The organism is Paenibacillus sp. GYB006 (assembly GCF_036577645.1).
GTDB lineage: Bacteria > Bacillota > Bacilli > Paenibacillales > Paenibacillaceae > Paenibacillus.
Genome location: NZ_JARBDA010000001.1, coordinates 311641 through 329691, shown reverse-complemented (window position 1 = coordinate 329691; position 18051 = coordinate 311641). Strand labels below are relative to the sequence as shown.

Annotated in this window: 17 protein-coding genes; 2 read left to right on the top strand and 15 right to left on the bottom strand. The window is 40.6% G+C overall.

The features are described 5' to 3' along the window. The first annotated feature begins 284 nt into the window (after positions 1-284). Positions 285-860, top strand: coding sequence for a GNAT family N-acetyltransferase (locus PV403_RS01570; RefSeq protein ID WP_213533299.1), 576 nt, complete (start codon positions 285-287; stop codon positions 858-860). 113 nt (positions 861-973) lie between these two features. Here the strand turns inward: PV403_RS01570 and PV403_RS01565 are convergent, their stop codons facing one another. The 3 genes from PV403_RS01565 to PV403_RS01555 all read right to left on the bottom strand — a co-directional run bounded on the left by PV403_RS01565 (position 974) and on the right by PV403_RS01555 (position 4629). Further along, a complete protein-coding gene (locus PV403_RS01565; protein ID WP_213533301.1) occupies positions 974-2332 on the bottom strand; it encodes a serine hydrolase domain-containing protein in 1359 nt (452 codons plus the stop codon). Next, positions 2325-2810, bottom strand: a complete 486-nt coding sequence (locus tag PV403_RS01560) for a MarR family winged helix-turn-helix transcriptional regulator (protein WP_213533303.1) — start codon at positions 2808-2810, stop codon at positions 2325-2327. Before PV403_RS01560 ends, PV403_RS01565 begins: the two co-directional genes overlap by 8 nt. 1447 nt (positions 2811-4257) lie before the next feature. Then, positions 4258-4629, bottom strand: a complete 372-nt coding sequence (locus PV403_RS01555; RefSeq protein WP_213533305.1) for a DUF3139 domain-containing protein — start codon at positions 4627-4629, stop codon at positions 4258-4260. Positions 4630-5033: 404 nt separating this feature from the next. Between PV403_RS01555 and PV403_RS01550 the strand changes: the two genes are divergently transcribed. Then, positions 5034-5519 (top strand): hypothetical protein, encoded by a 486-nt coding sequence (locus PV403_RS01550; protein ID WP_213533307.1) that lies wholly within the window; start codon positions 5034-5036, stop codon positions 5517-5519. A gap of 206 nt (positions 5520-5725) precedes the next feature. Here the strand turns inward: PV403_RS01550 and PV403_RS01545 are convergent, their stop codons facing one another. From PV403_RS01545 to PV403_RS01490, 12 genes are all read right to left on the bottom strand, one after another. After that, positions 5726-6454 carry a YwiC-like family protein gene (locus tag PV403_RS01545; protein ID WP_332083384.1) on the bottom strand — a complete coding sequence of 243 codons (729 nt, stop codon included), beginning with the start codon at positions 6452-6454 and terminating at the stop codon, positions 5726-5728. A gap of 28 nt (positions 6455-6482) precedes the next feature. Continuing rightward, positions 6483-7151 (bottom strand): molybdate ABC transporter permease subunit, encoded by a 669-nt coding sequence (modB, locus tag PV403_RS01540; RefSeq protein WP_332083383.1) that lies wholly within the window; start codon positions 7149-7151, stop codon positions 6483-6485. 2 nt (positions 7152-7153) lie between these two features. Further along, complete coding sequence (gene modA / locus PV403_RS01535; RefSeq protein ID WP_332083382.1) at positions 7154-7963, bottom strand: molybdate ABC transporter substrate-binding protein; 810 nt, start codon at positions 7961-7963, stop codon at positions 7154-7156. 11 nt (positions 7964-7974) lie between these two features. Further along, positions 7975-8985 carry a GTP 3',8-cyclase MoaA gene (moaA, locus tag PV403_RS01530; protein ID WP_332083381.1) on the bottom strand — a complete coding sequence of 337 codons (1011 nt, stop codon included), beginning with the start codon at positions 8983-8985 and terminating at the stop codon, positions 7975-7977. A 51-nt stretch (positions 8986-9036) separates the two neighbouring features. Continuing rightward, positions 9037-9528: a molybdenum cofactor biosynthesis protein MoaE gene (locus PV403_RS01525; RefSeq protein ID WP_332083380.1), complete on the bottom strand. Its 492-nt coding sequence runs from the start codon at positions 9526-9528 to the stop codon at positions 9037-9039. A gap of 27 nt (positions 9529-9555) precedes the next feature. Next, the gene (gene moaC / locus PV403_RS01520) at positions 9556-10041 is read right to left on the bottom strand and encodes a cyclic pyranopterin monophosphate synthase MoaC (protein WP_332083379.1); all 486 of its coding nucleotides are present in this window, start codon (positions 10039-10041) and stop codon (positions 9556-9558) included. Between the two features lie 11 nt (positions 10042-10052). After that, positions 10053-10283, bottom strand: coding sequence for a molybdopterin converting factor subunit 1 (gene moaD, locus PV403_RS01515; protein ID WP_191797455.1), 231 nt, complete (start codon positions 10281-10283; stop codon positions 10053-10055). A gap of 26 nt (positions 10284-10309) precedes the next feature. Continuing rightward, entirely contained in the window at positions 10310-11341 is a 1032-nt protein-coding gene (locus PV403_RS01510; protein ID WP_332083378.1) for a ThiF family adenylyltransferase, read from the bottom strand. Positions 11342-11465: 124 nt separating this feature from the next. After that, on the bottom strand, positions 11466-12146 hold the full coding sequence (gene narI / locus PV403_RS01505; protein ID WP_332083377.1) for a respiratory nitrate reductase subunit gamma: 681 nt from the start codon (positions 12144-12146) through the stop codon (positions 11466-11468). Continuing rightward, the gene (gene narJ, locus PV403_RS01500; RefSeq protein ID WP_191797449.1) at positions 12143-12805 is read right to left on the bottom strand and encodes a nitrate reductase molybdenum cofactor assembly chaperone; all 663 of its coding nucleotides are present in this window, start codon (positions 12803-12805) and stop codon (positions 12143-12145) included. The genes narI and narJ overlap by 4 nt, the downstream gene beginning before the upstream one ends. A gap of 39 nt (positions 12806-12844) precedes the next feature. Then, positions 12845-14317, bottom strand: a complete 1473-nt coding sequence (gene narH, locus PV403_RS01495; RefSeq protein ID WP_332083376.1) for a nitrate reductase subunit beta — start codon at positions 14315-14317, stop codon at positions 12845-12847. After that, entirely contained in the window at positions 14307-17987 is a 3681-nt protein-coding gene (locus tag PV403_RS01490; RefSeq protein ID WP_332083375.1) for a nitrate reductase subunit alpha, read from the bottom strand. The genes narH and PV403_RS01490 overlap by 11 nt, the downstream gene beginning before the upstream one ends. Positions 17988-18051: the final 64 nt, after the last annotated feature.

Sequence of the window (18051 nt, the reverse complement as noted above, 5' to 3'; positions counted from 1 at the left end):
AAGAAGGAGCCGATCATATTGATCGGCTCGTGAGCAGCAGCTAGTGTCGGGTGACAAAAACATAGTAACAATAGAAGCCGCTGATTAAGCGGCTTTTTAAATTTATGTTATCAAGTTCTTGTTTAAAACCCAATGACAATAACTTGATAACATTCCCGACAGATGACAAGAACATTGTTACATTCCCGATATGTTTCATTGAGGGCGTCTAATAAAGATAATTAGACGCCCTTTCATTACTCTATTCCTGCTTTGTATTCCTTCTATATATTAGGAGGATATCAATGAGTAACTTACAAAATATGAGTAAAAACATCTTTACTATAGAATGCAAAGATATATTTTTGAGGGAGTATATGATTGAAGATCTAAATGAATTACAGAACATTACCTGGCAACCCCATTTCAATGAATTTTTGATTGATTGGAACGTATCCAGAGAACAGCGGGAAGAATGGATAACGAATTATGAAATACCAGATAACAAACGGTTTCTAAATGCTGTATCAAAAGATGGAGATATAGGGCAACTCCGTTTACGAATGGGTATAATATCCAAAGGGACTGGTAAGTTTATCGGCGTGTGCGGTACAGGAATATTGGATAGAGTGCCATCACCCAATAGAGAGATCTTTTTTGGGATTTCAAAAGACCATACAAACAAGGGTTACACGACCCAAGCCGCAAAAGGATTAATTAAGTATTTCTTTGAAAATACCAATGTCCAGGATGTCATTGCTATAGCTCAGATACGTAACGTTCCATCGAATAAAGTGATACAAAAATGTGGTTTTGAATTTCAAAACAATATTGAGATTGAGAATAGGAAGTACAATTATTACCAACTTAGAAAGAGATAGTTGCGCTAACGGTAAAACGTTAGTTCAAGAAAAATAAAGAGGCAGCCGGTCATAAAGACCGACTGTTCTTCATTCAATTAACGGGTTGTATAGAGAGAGTATAAAAGCTGTAGTTAATTGATGCGCTCTGCTGTTTGCACTTCGGTACCATCATAAATTTTTACTAATTCCTTGCCGTCTTCCGTTGTAAAATCAACATTTACTGATAATCCTCTTAAGAAGAAGTTTTCCTCTGTTTTAGCGTGTAATTCGAGTTTCATTGAACCAGGCATCTTGATAAAAAGTCTATTGTTTTCTAATAAAACATGAATGATTAAATCAGGATGTTCTGTTAGTACATAATCGCCGACAAGACGTTTTAAAACATCTTCTGGGAGAAGTTGGGCACGTTCTAAAGGAGGTTTTTCCTCAGCAAGTTTATAAGGCTCATTGAAAGTAGCTTGCTCAATTGCATGTAAGACTTGTTGTTCAAAGTCGAAATCTTGTTCTTTATTTCTTAGTGCGATAATGACAATATCATGATCGATGAAGCGTCTAAGGCTTGTCGCATAACCTGGCCAACCGCCACTATGCCAAATTATTTGACCTTTTTCCTCATCATCCTCCAAAATCCAACCAAAACCATATTTAAATGGTGACTCAGTTTTTGTCATTGCTGGTTTATAAGCTTCTTTTAGTAAATCATCATTGATTAAATTACCTGCGCTTAGAGCACGCTCATAAAGATATAGATCCCTAACAGTTGATTGAATACCACCGTCACCAAGCATTCCATCTAAATAGGTAACCATTTTTGACTCCTCAAAATCATCTGCCAAAATATGCTCACCTGCATATACATCGTAGACATAACCGTATGCATAATCATCAATTTCGATATTCTCTTTTCTAACGCCAATGGCTTGAGTACGAGCCATATTAAGTGGTTTAAAAATGTTCGCTTGTAAAAAATCAGCAAAATCCATGTCAGTTACGCATTCGATGATTAATGCAAGTAAAATATAACCAGTATTGCTATATTCAACACGCTCATTTGGTGCAAATAGACGCTCAGGTTTGTATTTGATTAAATACTTGATTAAGTCATCATTATCAGCGATTTTCTTTTTATCCCAGTTCAACTCAAATAGATCTAAATAATCAGGAAGTCCGCTCGTGTGATTAAGTAAGTGTCTAATTGTAATTCCTTCATAAGGAAGATTAGGTATCCATTTCTCCACAGAATCATCAAGACTTAGCTTACCTTCCTGGATGAGTAGTAAAATTGCGGTTGCTGTAATTGGCTTTGAAACAGATGCAAGGTTGAAAACAGATCGTGATGTTAATGGACGATTTGTTGACAGTTCAGCATCACCGAAAGCTCCTTCATATAAAATCTCGCCTTTTTTAGCGACAAGAACCGTCCCATTTAATAATTCTCTTTCCTTAATATCATTGAATAAACTTTCTAAGTTAGCCTTTGTGTTAGACATGATTAGTTTCCTTCCAATCTTGTTTTTCACATTTATTTTCTACAATCTTACTTAGCTTTGTGAGAATTCTTTTGAGTTCTTCCATTTCACTCAATTCCATTTGCGAGTAAAAACGATTAATAATTTCTCGATTTATTTTTTCTTCCTTTTCAAAATATTTGGTTCCTTTATCTGCTAGTTGCACAAGTATTTCGCGTCTATTTTTTGGATTAATTGTCCGCACTAAATAATTTTCATCTTCGAGCTTATTAACAATCTGTCCAACAGCACTCGATGTTATTTTCATTAGTCGAGCAATTTCTCCAATAGAAATTTTTTCGTGATCTTTAACAATATTCATTAGAATTGTTTGATTATTAGAAAGATCATCATCGAGTAAAGATTGATACTCTTTTATGATTATTTTATTCATTGTATAATGCATCTCGTTTATTTCGGTAACGAGTTCAAATAATTTATCTCCCTTACTTTTTTTCATATATTAAATCCCCTTCACTATCAATATAACTTAAATATAAAGTATACTTTAATATAAATCAATTTTAACTTATATAAGTTAATCCATTTTCCTTGTTCCAGATCTAAAGTCAATGACTATAACAGTTATTTACTGTTTCGGGTTCCCTTTACTACAGGTACATATTTACGTTTGTGTGTTAAACTAACAGAAAAACGTTAGTAGAAAACAGCAGGGAGCAGCTTGCCATTTGGCAACTGCTCCCTTTTATTAGGACAGCCTATGTGTTTCTTGTATTTCAACTAAATTCTAGATGTAAATTTCTGCATTGTGATTGGAGGTTATTATCCTATATAGTTAATGCTTCAAACCTGCCTAACGAAACCAAAAATCACAACATTCAGGATTGTCGGACACATACGAACGTTTAAGTTTCTCAAAATCCTTGGTATATTTCTTATGCCTAATTAGCTATATGAGGAGGTGGAATTTATGAGAGAAAAACTAAATTTTTGGTCTTTCTTCCTTTCAATAATTTGTTTAGTTTCGTATTTGACAATGCCATATTGGATCGAAATCTATAGACTTATCCATAAAATATCCGTCCCAGACGCCTTTAATATTGTTTACATCCTTTCATTAACTACTTTAATCCTTGGAATAATAGGACTAACAGGTGAAAAAAATTTAAAGTCTGTTTCAAGAGGAATAGTAACTATCTTAATCACATTCAGCATAACAGGATTTCTGAGCTTCTTGATGTGGATACAACAATCTTTCTTATTTTAATGAAGTAATTACTTCTTAAAGGCATTATACTGAAAAATCACATAAAATTGGAGGCAACTGTTTGAAGATTAACCTTAGCGTAATTAGTTATGTAGCTTATCTATTAGTTATATCGACCACATCTTTCTTATTTTACTGGGTATTCAAGATATGGATAGAAATGGGAAGATTCACAGCAGCAGATGCCCCACCAGGTGACATTGGTGCAACAGAAAAAGTATTTTATAGTTTCGTTATACCGATTGGGTACTTTGTTATCATGACCTTACTTTCATTTGTTTTTCGTCGCTACTTAATAAAATATTCAGTTAATCTGAAAACAATATTTATACTCGCAATAAATGTACTCATTACTGTCTACTTAATAACACAATTCACAATCTTTTCTTTTAGTTAATTTCTATAGGAGCCGAATGATTGTTTTATTAGGATAACTCATTAAGCTAATGAAAAACGATAGTTGAACACAGCACGGAGCAACTTGCCAGTTAGCAACTGCTCCCTTTTATTATGCAAACCGGCAATTATACATACCCACTTGGAAGCCACATTCATTGTATCTATGATTACGTTATACTCACTTTTATCAAGCATTATCCGTTTTTATAAGTAATAGATAATGATAAATTAATTCAATTCACTAATATTATAAGGATGATGCCATGACTGGTAGCATCTTTTATTTAATAGTCCTATGTTTAATAGCTTTTCCAGTACTGTATCCAAATTGTCTGATTTCATCTTCGTCATTTATCTCATAAAGATAAGTACTATCCGGTTCATTTGAGAATACCACTGAAATTCGATATCCAGTTGCTGCTTTATCTTTATTCTTTGGTTCACGTTTTGAAGTAACATGTAAGATATCACTCTCTGAATATCCTTTTTCTTCAACTAAGTAATCTTTAACCTTTTCCTCAGTATAAGCAACAATCTCTGGATCATTCTTCGGTGGAGTTTGAATATAAATTATGAAACCAATTACAAGAATTACAAGCCCTAGAACAACTCCACCACCAATCAACATTATTTTCTTTAAAATTTTCTTCAAAAAAATTCTCCTCCATCTAAAATCAATTAATATATATTAACAAAGCATTTCTAATAAAAGTAGAATAAAACTAGCAATAAATAGAATATTATTACATAAAAAAGATAGAAAGTTATTTATATCAGAAGGATAGCCCGTTAACTGTGTTTTTTGCGAATTATTGCAAAATAATATTGTGCTAATATGAATTTACAGAAGTTGACTATAATGGACTAAACAATAATCTTATCTTCGTTCAACTTACGGAGAAAACGATAGTTTAAGAAGAACAAGTAAGCAACCGATCAACAGCCCAGTTGCTTTTTTTAAGCTATTGTACAGTTTTGCATAATATCATAAACCATTCTCTTGGAACATTCCTCCATTTACAAACGTCAATAACTGTTGAAAAGGGAGGGATTATTATGAAAAAAATTATAATTTCACTGATAGCAATGAGTTTTATTTTAGCAGGATGCTTTTCTATTCAAACGGAAAAACCACCAGTGATTGAGAAAGATAAAGAGAAGTTTGTGACCGAGAACGAAAATAATCTTACTTTGGATAAAGTGACAACCGCTCTAAAATCTGAGGGAATTGAAATGTTTATAAAGGAGCAAAAAGATGATTGGGTTTTGAATAACGTTAAGTCCAATAGGTTTTTTGTGGTTCGACCAAATGTAAAAGAAGTTTATAAAGAATACATTTCAATTTACGTTTATAATTCAGAGACTGCTCGAGAAGAAGGACTAAACGATTTCAATACTCAGAAGGAAAAATATGATATGAAAATACCAAACATTTTCGAATACAAAAATGTTCTTATCCTGTATTGGCATCATGAAAACGTAGACAATGCGAAGGATGCGAAATTTAATAAACATATTGAAATGGCAATTCAAAAGATTTAAATTTAGGATTTCGACTTGAACTAACGTAGAGACGTTACAAAAATAGCATGCGGCAGTTGCTCCATTTTCCAACAATAGAATCCCATGATCCCGTTATTATGGTATAAAAAATAGACCGCCATCACTCGGGGAACGGTCTATTTCTCGTCTAATTCTCGCGATTATTACACTTACACTCTTTTTCTCGATGATAATGAATGTCCTCTTCAATACACTAACCACGAGATGATAATAAATTGTAATGCTCCAATCACCTCCAGAATTCCTGCTTTCATTGGCTTCATTGATTTTCCAGAGAACAGATACGTACGCACGAGTGGGAAAATAAACGGTAAGATCATCCAAGGTTGCCCTAATATAAATGGAATGATCAGAATCAATATATGATAGATTTTCGCTGCTTTTTCCCAAGCTGAATTGCCTCTTTCCCGAAATATCGTTTTCACAAAAAGCGCTGTTCCCATGAAGTAAATTAAGTTATAGAGTACAATAGTCAGCATCTCTGCATCCCAAGTGCCGCCGCCATACAAGTAAGATGCAGCTCCTCCTAAGGAAAAGATCACAATGGCACAGAAATCATTCAAAATAGCTCTTTCCGCCTTCTGTTTGACATGCCATATGTTCACACTTAATAAGATCAGGAATGGGATTCCAAAATAAAACAATTGAGGTTTGTCAATAAGAGGATATAGGAGTGCTGCTATAGCAATTACACCATAAATGACGGCGTATTTTAATAAATGCGTCCTCTGTTTTTTTCTTTTTATCGCCTGTAATAAAGGATACGAAGCTAAGTATAAGAACAACCACGCTATAAATAAAAGTATGTGGCTAAAGCGGGGTGTCCCTGCCATCACTCCAAATAAGAACGGAACACTGATCATAGCCCATCCCCCATGTTCATGAGGAATGACCATTTTATTTTGTTTCTTCATCGGTATGATTCTCCCCCTCTCTGTTTATTTAATCTGTTTTTTTCATTCTCGTCAGGAGCAGAAGCAGAAACGAAATAAGAATGATAGAGATCGTCCAGAGCCAGGCCATCGTCATATTACCAGATTCCACTGCTACAAAAATGGCCGTTGGGACCGTTTGTGTCTTGCCCGGAATATTTCCGGCAATCATCAGGGTTGCACCGAACTCCCCAAGACTGCGTGCGAAGCTAAGAATATAAGCGGTCATTACCGAAGGAAGAGTTATAGGTAAGGTAACATAACGGAATAATTGCCATTCACTTGCACCACTAGACCGTGCTGCATCCATAAGATTCGTATCAATTGCAGCAAACCCGTTCTTCATCGTCTGGTACACAAGCGGAAAAGATACGACTACGGAAGCAATAACTGCAGCTCCCCAGGAAAAAATAATCGAAGTAGAAAATATACTTTCTACAACCTGTCCAACCCAGCTGTTTCTACCGAGAAATACAAGCAGCAAAAAACCGATCACGGTCGGAGGTAATACAAGTGGAAGCATGAATAACGTCTCGACGATCACTTTCCCTGGGAATCTTGAAATAGACATACGCCAAGCGAAAAAAATACCAGAGCAGGTACTAAGGACACTTGATATCGCAGCGACTTGTAATGAGAGGCGTATCGGACTCCATAGCTGCACAAAGTCTATATCCATGTTTACTCACCAGGAGCCGAGAAACCATACTTTTTGAAAATAGACATTGCTTCCTCCGATTGCAAATAAGTGTAGAATTCCATAACCTCTTGTTTATTTGCTGAAGAATGAATTACGCCTACAGGGTATTCAATGGGAGTATAGAATGAGGGATTCACCGTATAGGCAATTCTTACTTTATCTGAAGAGAGAGCATCTGTCTTGTATACAAAACCTGCCTCTACATTTTTCGTCTCTACATATTGCAGAACCTGACGCACATCTTTCGCTTGAATCATCTTGGACTCTACATCTTCCCATACGTTTCCATGCTGAAGCGCTTCTTTCGCATACTTACCTGCTGGCACGGTTTCAGGAATCCCAATGGCGATACTGCTAACTTCCGTTTTTAGCAAATCGTTCACATCTCGAATCGTTGTTTTGTCATCCGCTGCGGTAATCACAGTAAGTTCATTCGTGAGCAAGGTAGTCTGCTCGTCCTCTGCAATCATTCCTTGCTGGACAAGAGCTTCTATATAAGATTTGGATGCAGAAATAAACAGATCAACTGGGGCCCCACGCTCAATCTGCTGCTGCAATGCTCCCGATCCACCGAAGTTAAAATAGATCGTAACATTGGAGTTTTCCGCTCTATAGTTATCTTGAATTTCTTGCAGAGCATCGGTTAGACTCGCTGCGGCAGAAACCGTAATCTCTATTTCTTTACCATCTGTCTGCTTCTCAGCCTGTTGATTCCCACATCCCAATAATAGCAGAAAAATTGTGAAAAAAAGAACGACATATTTCATATTTTTCTTAGAAAAAACCCCCATACTTCCCCCTCCTAACCACCAATTTGTGACATTCTACGGTGGGTAGGCGTATGAGTTGTTTCTTTTCCACCCTGTAGGAACTTGTACATTTCATGATGTTCGGGCTTCGTACCAATCGCCTCTAGAAACATTTGCCGCAGTGCTTCGTCATCCCCGATTACATTTCGGACTTGGAACTGTTCAGTCCATGCTAGACATGGCTTAATATACCCATCAGCGGTAAGACGCAGACGGTTGCAAGACTGACAGAAATGTTCACTAACCGGATGAATCAAACCAAAACTGCCGACGGCACCTTTCAGTCGATAATTCTGTGCGGGTCCATTCCCCTTTACATTGTCTACACTTTCATAATCCCATTCCTGTTGAGTGCATACTTCTTTCACTGTGCTGAGTGGCAAGTAGAGACTTTTCCACTGTTCATCACTGTGTCCGATGGGCATATATTCGATGAAACGCACATGGATATCCCGATCTTTCGTCAGGGAAATAAAATCAGCGATTTCATCATCATTAATCCCCTTCATGAGTAGTACATTCAGCTTGATGGGAGTCAGTCCCACTTTGAGACAGGTATCAATGCTGTCCAGCACCTTTTGAACGTTGCCTCCGCGTGTAATCATTTTAAACCGATCTGGGCGTAAGGAGTCCAAACTTATATTCACACGTGTCAGGCCTGCTTCTTTTAACTTCGCTGCACGAGGTCCGAGAAAAATCCCATTCGTTGTAAGAGCAATATCTTCAATCCCGGGAATATGGGAAATCATATCGACTAGTTTCTCCAGTTCTTTTCGGACAAGGGGTTCTCCTCCTGTCAGTCTGATTTTGGATATTCCCATTCCTGCAACAACCCGCACGACGTCAGCGATTTCATCATAAGTAAGTATCTTATCGGAAGGTTCAAATTCCATTCCTTCTTCCGGCATACAGTAAACACAGCGCAAATTACAGCGATCTGTCACTGATATTCGTAAGTATTCATGTTTTCGGCCAAACGAATCTACGAGACGAGGTACTTTCATCCGCTCATCAACTCCTTTCTTATAAAATAGGGTGGTTTGTTACCATATTACTTATGCATTATCCATTTCTTCTTTGGATAGATCATGAAGTAAAGGACGGCCTTCTGGATAAGTGACTTGGTTTAGCTGATCTCCAACCCACTCTGAACCATCTTCGCCGTATTCTTTTTTCCAGATCGGTACAATCTGTTTAATCCGTTCAATGATATATTCATTCGCTTCATAAGCCGCTTTTCGGTGGGGAGAAGAGACCGCAATCGCAACGGCAACATCAGAAATTTCAAGCCTGCCTATACGATGGGTGATAGCTACACATGTATCTGCCCAGCGTTCGCGTACTTCCTCACCAATACGTTCTAATTGTTTAACTGCCATAGAGGGATAAGCTTCATATTCCAGAAATAAGGTACGTTTACCAAAGGTAAGTTCCCGTACTGTACCTAAAAACAGGGTAATTGCTCCTGCTTCCCTGCGTTTTACTTTGCTAATCACTTCTTCTGCTTCAATCGGTTGATCGGTGATCACGAATAATGAACTGTCCACTTTCGGCCTCCTTTCTTTCCGTAATTCTCATGTATTTTGACGATAGTAGTCACCGCTTTTTCCGCCTTGCTTGCGCGCTAGATAAGTAGGTCCGAGAATCATCCCTTTATCTATTGCTTTACACATATCATATATCGTTAATCCTACGGTTTGTGCTGCTGTTAAAGCTTCCATCTCAACACCAGTTACGCCGGTTGTCTTCACTGTCACTTCAAAAGATAGGATCTCTTCGCTCACGAATTCAAAGGTAATATCAATACCTGTCAGCGGGATGGGATGACACATGGGAATGATATCGGATGTCTTTTTTGCTGCCATGATACCGGCAATTTGAGCTACAGCAAGGACATCGCCCTTTTCCATAGAACCTTCCTTAATTCTTCTTAAGGTTTCCGGCTGCATTTGGATCTGACTTCTCACAACAGCGATCCGTTTCGTTTCTTTTTTATCCGTAACATCAACCATATGAGCCCGGCCTTGTTCATTAAAATGGGTTAGTTTCTCATTACTCATCGTCATCCTCCTTACCCGCCGCTAACGGGCGGAAGCAAAGCCACCGTATCATTAGGACCAATCTGATCTTGGTCATCTGCGAATTGTTCGTTTACTGCGATCATCACATGATCAAGTAATAACTCGGGGTAACGTCTTTTCATCTCTAATCGAAAGTCAGCAACTGTGGTCGAACCCAGATCTAAGTCCAATTCATGAGTTCCTAATTGCTCACTTAAATGCGCAAAACATAATATTTTCATAAAGAACCACCTTCTTTAACATAAAGTCACATCACATATCGCTGATACAATTTCTTAGCTTCTACAGGATCCGAAGTACCATGAATGAGTGCCCGTCCATCTCGAAAAATAACAAGCCTGAAATTCCCTTCTTCAATCTGAATAAGATGTGGGGTCACTCTAACGCCAGTATCTTGCCCCATTGCACGCTTAGCAACACCTTCTAAATCAAGTAATTCTTCTCTCGGATAACGGACCCATACAGAGGTTCGGCCGCATAATACCTCCGTTTTTATCTCTGTATCATACCTCAGGTAAGGATAAGTCGGCTTGGCTCCACAGGTTTGACAGGTGTGATGCCCTGCATCATCATGAATCCGGATTGCCTGTGACATATTCGTCCACAGATCAAATACCATAAAACGATCAGACATCAACCTTTTGTTCCCGGTCAGCCATTTGAGTGCTTCGGCAGATTGCGTAGAAACCACCCTTTGTACGGCAGGTGCAATAATCCCCTCGATGTCACAAGAAGCAGAACCAAAAGGCATGCGCTTCAGTAAGCAATGAAGACAAGGTGTCTTTCCAGGGATAAAGTTATACACCGCACCAAAACTACCGGAGCAAGCTCCATAAATCCAGGGGATTTGATAGCGATAGGATATATCATTAATCATATAGCGGATAGGAAAATGGTCCGTCGCATCCAGAATTAAATCAATGTTGTGATTCTCCAGAATGTTCTGAAGGTCCCGTGCCGAACAATCCATTACATACGGGTTTACACGAATATCTGAGTTAATCTGCTGTAATCGATTCGCTGCTGCAATCGCTTTAGGAAGCTGCTCGCTTACATCTTGTTCCGCATATAAAGATTGACGCTGCAGATTGCTCCATTCCACCACATCACGATCAATGATCGAAATCGTACCTACTCCTGATCGAGCAAGTATTTCCGCATTCCCTGAACCAAGCGCACCGGCACCGATGATGAGTACATGCGCATCAGAGAGAAGCTGCTGCCCCTGTAAACCAATCGGCTGAAAATTCTCCTGTCTGCTATAGCGACCCTGATTCACACGATCTCCTCCTTCCTCTATCCCCTGTTTAGAAAAAAGCGGCATGGATTCCGCTAAGCGGACCATGCCCTTTTCAATACATCCGAATCATATGATATCTATATATAATACTTAGAAAACCCTATTAACCCCGTTTGCGATACACTACATAGCTGCGTCTCAAATATTTGATAGGCATACTGAGCATATGCACAAGTCTTGTAAAAGGGAAAACGGCAAATAACGATAGTCCTAGAACAACATGAATTTGGAAAATGAGAGGCACCTCGCTCATGAGTGAAGCATCCGGTCTAAAGATGAGCACCCCTCTAAGCCATGGACCAATGGTCTCCCGGTAATCAAACTCTCCGCTGCCTGCCATATTGAAGAGAGTAGCACTCATGCCAACAACGACAATGAGGGTAAGGAGAATAATGGATAACATATCTCCAAAGCTGCTGGTTCTCCGAATACGAACGTCAGATAGACGGCGAACAACAAGAATAATACAACCGATCAGCGTTATGATTCCTGCAATGGTCCCAATCGAAAGTGCCATTAAATGATAAAGATGATCTGAAACTCCGAGTGCTGAAAGCCAAGATTTAGGGATAAGAATACCACCTACATGACCAAAGAAGACAAGGATAATTCCAATGTGGAACAAGTTACTTCCAAGGCGCAGCTTCTTTTTCTCTAAGAGCTCACTCGATTTCGCTGTCCAGCCAAACTGATCTGTTTGATAGCGATAATAAAGACCCACCAAAAACAAGATGAGTATGATATAGGGATAAATCACCCAGAAAAATTGACTTCCCCAAGTCATGAGGTTCCCTCCTTAACTTGTCCATATCCGGCGGCGGCCCACATCGGACCGCAGCCTTGTGCAGAAGGTATGCTTCCGCATGCAGCCGGAGCTGATATTTCGATTAACCCTTCCGTGATACCCGAATCATCAAGTATCCACAGTATGGCATCCATAACATATCGATAAGGACTATTTTGCTTATCTAGTGCTGATTTCAGCTGTTCGAGGGCTTTACGGAAAGAGACTAAAAGCCCTATGCCTCTGTCCATTTGTGCAACAGCCACATATTCAAGCACCAGCGGCAGAAAATCAGGTAATTCATCCGTATCCATGATCATGTCCTCTTCTTCATAAAGCTGCTTCAAACGCAGCAAGGCAGGACCACGTTCCCGATCTTCACCCAGTTGTCCATAAGTTAGATACAAATTTGATTTCTTATTAAAATCAAAGGTCTTAACATAGGCGGATGTAATTGCCTCTGCATCCATACCAGCAAAGGAGGCAATACAGTCTCCAGCTAAAGTTTGCAGTGTATCTCTCACATCTTCGTTCTCTTCCTGAATCAAATGGCACCAATCAACATACATGTCATCTGACGTTTCTTGCCATGTTGCATCCGGGTATTGCAATAGCTGTGAGAAGAGCATCCAGCTTGAACGCAGCGTTATCTCTTTCATATCCGATCACTCCTTTTCGATTCGATGGAAACGTAAGACTCAACCGCCACAAGGTCCAGGTCCGCCCGTCATATTCGTGAACCCGCAGCCTCCTTGTTCGGAATAGAGATCTGCGAACTCCTCTCGGTGCGCGGAAGGAATGACAAATCGATCTTCATATTTTGCAATTGCAAGTAAACGGTACATTTCTTCTGTATCTTTTTCCGTCATACCGAATTGTTTCAGTATGTCAAGATCAGGTGTTTTGTTTAAGTTACGAGAACGCATATGTGAACGCATAACTGCCATCTTTTTCAGCACGTTGGTAACCACATCTGTATCTCCAGCAGTCAATAAGTTTGCCAGATACTGAACAGGAATACGCATGTCATCAATAGCCGGGAAAATATCTTCTGGTGTTGCAGATGCGCCTTTACCTTCCACCATGTTCGTAATTGGGCTGAGCGGCGGTACATACCATACCATTGGCAATGTCCGGTATTCTGGATGAAGCGGAAGTGCAATCTTCCAGTCGACTACCATTTTGTAGATCGGTGAACGCTGTGCATGCTCAATCCAGTCTTCTGGAATATTCGCAGCTCTCGCTGCAGCAATGACTTCAGGATCGTTCGGATCCAGGAATACATTAAGCTGTGATTCATAAAGATCTTTCTCGTTTGTAACGGATGCAGCTGCTTCCACTTTATCCGCATCATAGAGCATAACGCCCAGGTAACGAATTCTTCCTACGCAAGTTTCAGAGCAAATCGTAGGCAATCCTTGCTCAAGCCGCGGGAAGCAAAGTGTACATTTCTCCGCTTTGTTTGTTTGCCAGTTGAAGTACACTTTCTTATATGGACAGCTTGATACACAGAATCTCCAGGAACGGCAAGCATTCTGATCAACCAGAACGATTCCGTCTTCTTCCCGTTTGTACATCGCTCCGGAAGGACAGCTGGATACGCAGGCTGGGTTAATGCAGTGCTCACAAATACGCGGCAAGTACATCATAAATACCTGTTCAAACTCCATACGAACGGATTCTTCAATCCCCTTCATATTCGGATCTTCATAGCCTGACTCATGTACGCCGGCTAGATCATCTTCCCAGTTTGGTCCCCACTCAAGGTTCATATATTCACCAGTGATCTGCGATTTTGGACGTGCTACTGGCTGGTGTTTAAGCTCAGGACTCTGCTGAAGTTTCTCATAATCATAGTCCCATGGCTCGTAGTAATCATCGATTGTTGGTTGATCTGGGTTATGGAAAATATTTTTCAGGCGATTCGCACGGCTGCCTGAACGAAGTTCAAGCTTGCCGTCTTTTTTCAGTTCCCAACCGCCTTTATATTTATCTTGGTTCTCCCATTGTTTTGGATATCCAATACCTGGCTTTGTCTCTACATTGTTAAACCACATGTATTCGGCACCTTTACGGTTTGTCCATGTGTTCTTACAAGTGACCGAGCAGGTATGACATCCAATACATTTATCTAAGTTCATGACCATTCCGATTTGCGCTTTAATCTTCAAGCCAGTTCACCTCCTCAAGTTTGCGGATCACAACATACAGATCCCGTTGGTTTCCTGTAGGGCCATAGTAGTTAAATCCGTAGCTCAGTTGGGCATAGCCGCCAATCATGTGCGTTGGTTTCACGTGAATCCGTGTTGGACTGTTGTGTGTACCACCGCGTGTCGTCGTCACATCCGTTGCAGGCACGTTAATTGTGCGGTCCTGCGCATGGTGCATGTAAGCCATTCCGCGAGGCATACGGTGCGTGACAACGGCACGAGCAACGACCGCACCATTTTGGTTGAAGCACTCAATCCAGTCGTTATCTTTAATATCTGCGTCTGCTGCATCGTCCTTATTGATCCAAATTGTTGGTCCACCTCGGAACAAGGTGAGCATCGGCAGAGAATCAAAATACATACTGTGAATAGACCATTTACTATGCGGTGTCATGAAGTTCAGTACAATTTCTTTCCCTTTCGTCGCTGGACGTTTTTTATTGGTATGGAAAGGTGCATGTTTCATCGTTGGTTTATAAATCGCCATGTTTTCACCAAACTCCGTCAACATTTCATGATCGAGGAAGTAATGCTGACGTCCTGTAAGCGTACGGTAAGGAATCAGGCGCTCTACATTCGTTGTAAATGGTGAATAACGACGACCATGTTGTTCAGAACCACTGAAAGCAGGTGAAGTGATTACGGTTTTTGGCTGTGTTGTAATTTCATTAAAAGTAAACCGTTCTTCCATCCGGTCTTCCGCCAGATCTTTCAGTTTAAGTGCTGTTTTTTGCTCGAGTGATTCCCAAGCTCTAACCGCCATTTTACCGTTACTTGTCGTGGACAAGGACAAGATGGCTTCCGCCATATGCCGGTCTGTTACGAGTTTCGGACATCCTTCGCTAATACCAGGTTCGTCCACTACGCCATTCACTTTTTTCATCAGTTCATATTCTTCTGCTGCAGACCAGTTAATCCCCTTAATACCATAAGGTTTATCTTTGATGTTAGGTCCAAGTGCCGTCATTTTCTTATACACAGAAGCATAATCCCGTTCTACTACCACAAATTTCGGCATTGTTTTTCCAGGAATTGCGTCGATCTCACCTTTGCTCCAATCCAAAATTCGGCCGAAAGGTTGAGACAATTCATCTGGTGTATCATGCTGAAGCGGAACAGCTACAAGATCACGTTGCGGTTCTGTGAACTGGCTTTCTGCCATTTCAGAGAATGTTTTGGCAATCGTCTTGAATGTTTCCCAGTCAGACTTGGATTCCCATAGCGGCGCTACAGCCGGATTAAATGGATGGATGAACGGATGCATATCTGTAGAAGATAGATCGCTCTTCTCATACCAAGTCGCTGCAGGAAGTACGATATCGGAATAAACAGCTGTTCCGGACATACGGAAATCGATGTCTACCATTAAGTCGAGTTTGCCTTCCGCTGCGTTGTCATGCCATTTGATTTCCTTCGGACGAATCGTCTCTGAATCATCATTCAGCAGTCCGTTGTGTGCACCAAGTAAATATTTCAGGAAGTACTCATGACCTTTACCAGAACTTGAGATCAGGTTCGCACGCCATACAAACATTACTTTTGGATGGTTTACTTCAGCATCTGGATCTTCAATTGCAAACTGCATTTTACGATCTTTCAGCTGCTGTGCAACATAACTTGCTACACCTTCCGGTGTATTGTGACCTTGCTCGGATGCTTCTTTCGCAACTTCAATCGAGTTTCTATTAAATTGCGGATACGAAGGCAGCCATCCTAGACGAGCAGCCATGACGTTGTAATCCGCATAGTGAGAATAACGTGCTCCATCTACCAAGGCAGACGTATGTCCATCTACTGGATTTGATTCAAATCTCCACTGATTCGTAGCAAAATAGAAGAAAGATGTACCATTTTGCTGGCGCGGCGGCATCGTCCAGTCACGTGCAAACGCAACATTAGCCCAGCCTTCTGCAGGACGAAGTTTTTCTTGTCCAACATAGTGCGCCCAGCCGCCTCCATTCACACCTTGGCAGCCTGTCATTAATACAAGGTTCAGTACACTGCGGTAGATGGTATCGGAGTTGTACCAGTGGTTAATACCAGCACCCACGATAATCATGGAACGACCTTTACTATCTACTGCATTCTGAGCAAATTCACGCGCAATTTGAATCACAGATTCACGATCTACGCCTGTAATCTGTTCTTGCCATGCAGGTGAATATACTGTGTTCGCATCATCGTAATTGCTTCCGTTTACGGCATCAACACCGTAGTGGGCAAGCATAAGATCAAATACACTAGTTACCCGGTACGTTTCCCCATTTGGAGTCGTGATGGTACGGTATGGAATGTTACGAGTAACGACGGTATTCCCTTCATCGTCAAAGTAAGGGAACTTAATGGTCAGTTGACCGTCAGCTGATGTACCGAGTCCAAGCTGTGGAGAAATTTCTTCTCCAGTAAGGGTATCCACCATTTCGAGGTTCCATTTTCCTTCTTCTCCCCAGCGTGAACCGATGGTTCCGTTCGGGATTCGAAGCTCGCCTGAATTCTCATCGATCAGTACGGTTTTCCACTCCGCATTATTTGTGTCCACACCAAGATCTTTGGCAGTGAGGAAGCGATTTGCCGTAAAGGCGCCCTCTTTCTCATCCAACAAGACGAGGAATGGGAAATCTGTATATTTTTTAGAATATTCATTGAAATAAGGTGTGCTTTGTTTCACATAGAACTCATTTAAAATAACGTGGCCCATCGCCATCGCTAGTGCTCCGTCCGTTCCTTGTTTTGCTGGGAGCCACTTATCTGCAAATCTTACAAATTCCGCGTAGTCCGGACTAATGGATACCACTTTCGTTCCTCGGTACCGTGCTTCTGTCATGAAGTGAGCATCCGGTGTTCTCGTCATAGGCAGGTTTGAACCCCATACTAGCAAGTAGCTGGAATTGTACCAGTCACTACTTTCTGGAACATCCGTTTGATCACCCCAAATTTGCGGTGATGCCGGAGGCAGATCCGCATACCAGTCATAGAAACTAAGCAGCGGAGATCCCACAAGAGAAAGGAAACGAGATCCTGCTGCATAACTTACCATGGACATCGCAGGGATTGGAGAAAATCCAATGATGCGGTCTGGTCCGTTTTGCTTTATCGTGTGCAGCATGGAAGCAGAAATGATCTCGGATACTTCATCCCAGGTTGCGCGGACCATTCCACCTTTACCCCGTGCTGATTTATATGTTAATTTTTTGTCCTTATCTGCAACAATCGAGTTCCATGCTTTCACAGGATCTTGATGCTCACGTTTCGCTTCTCTCCATAGTTCAAGCAATTTACCGCGAATGTATGGATATTTCACACGCAGTGGACTATAGAGATACCAGGAAAAGCTTGCTCCACGCGGACAACCGCGAGGTTCAAATTCCGGCATATCCGGCCCAGTCGTAGGATAATCAGTTTGTTGTGTTTCCCAAGTAACAATGCCGTCTTTAACAAAAATTTTCCAGCTGCAAGAACCTGTACAGTTGACGCCATGGGTTGAACGTACAACTTTGTCATGCTGCCAACGATTGCGATACATTTCTTCAGAAGAACGGTCGGCAACAGTAACTTCACTCCATCCTTCCGAGTTCTTTTCGCGCTTACGGAAAAATTTTAATCTTTGTAATAGAGGATTGCTTTTATTCATCTTTCCAGCTCCTTGCGCATTTTGATACTTCTATTGTATACGCAAGGTTAGGGTGAATAAGAGG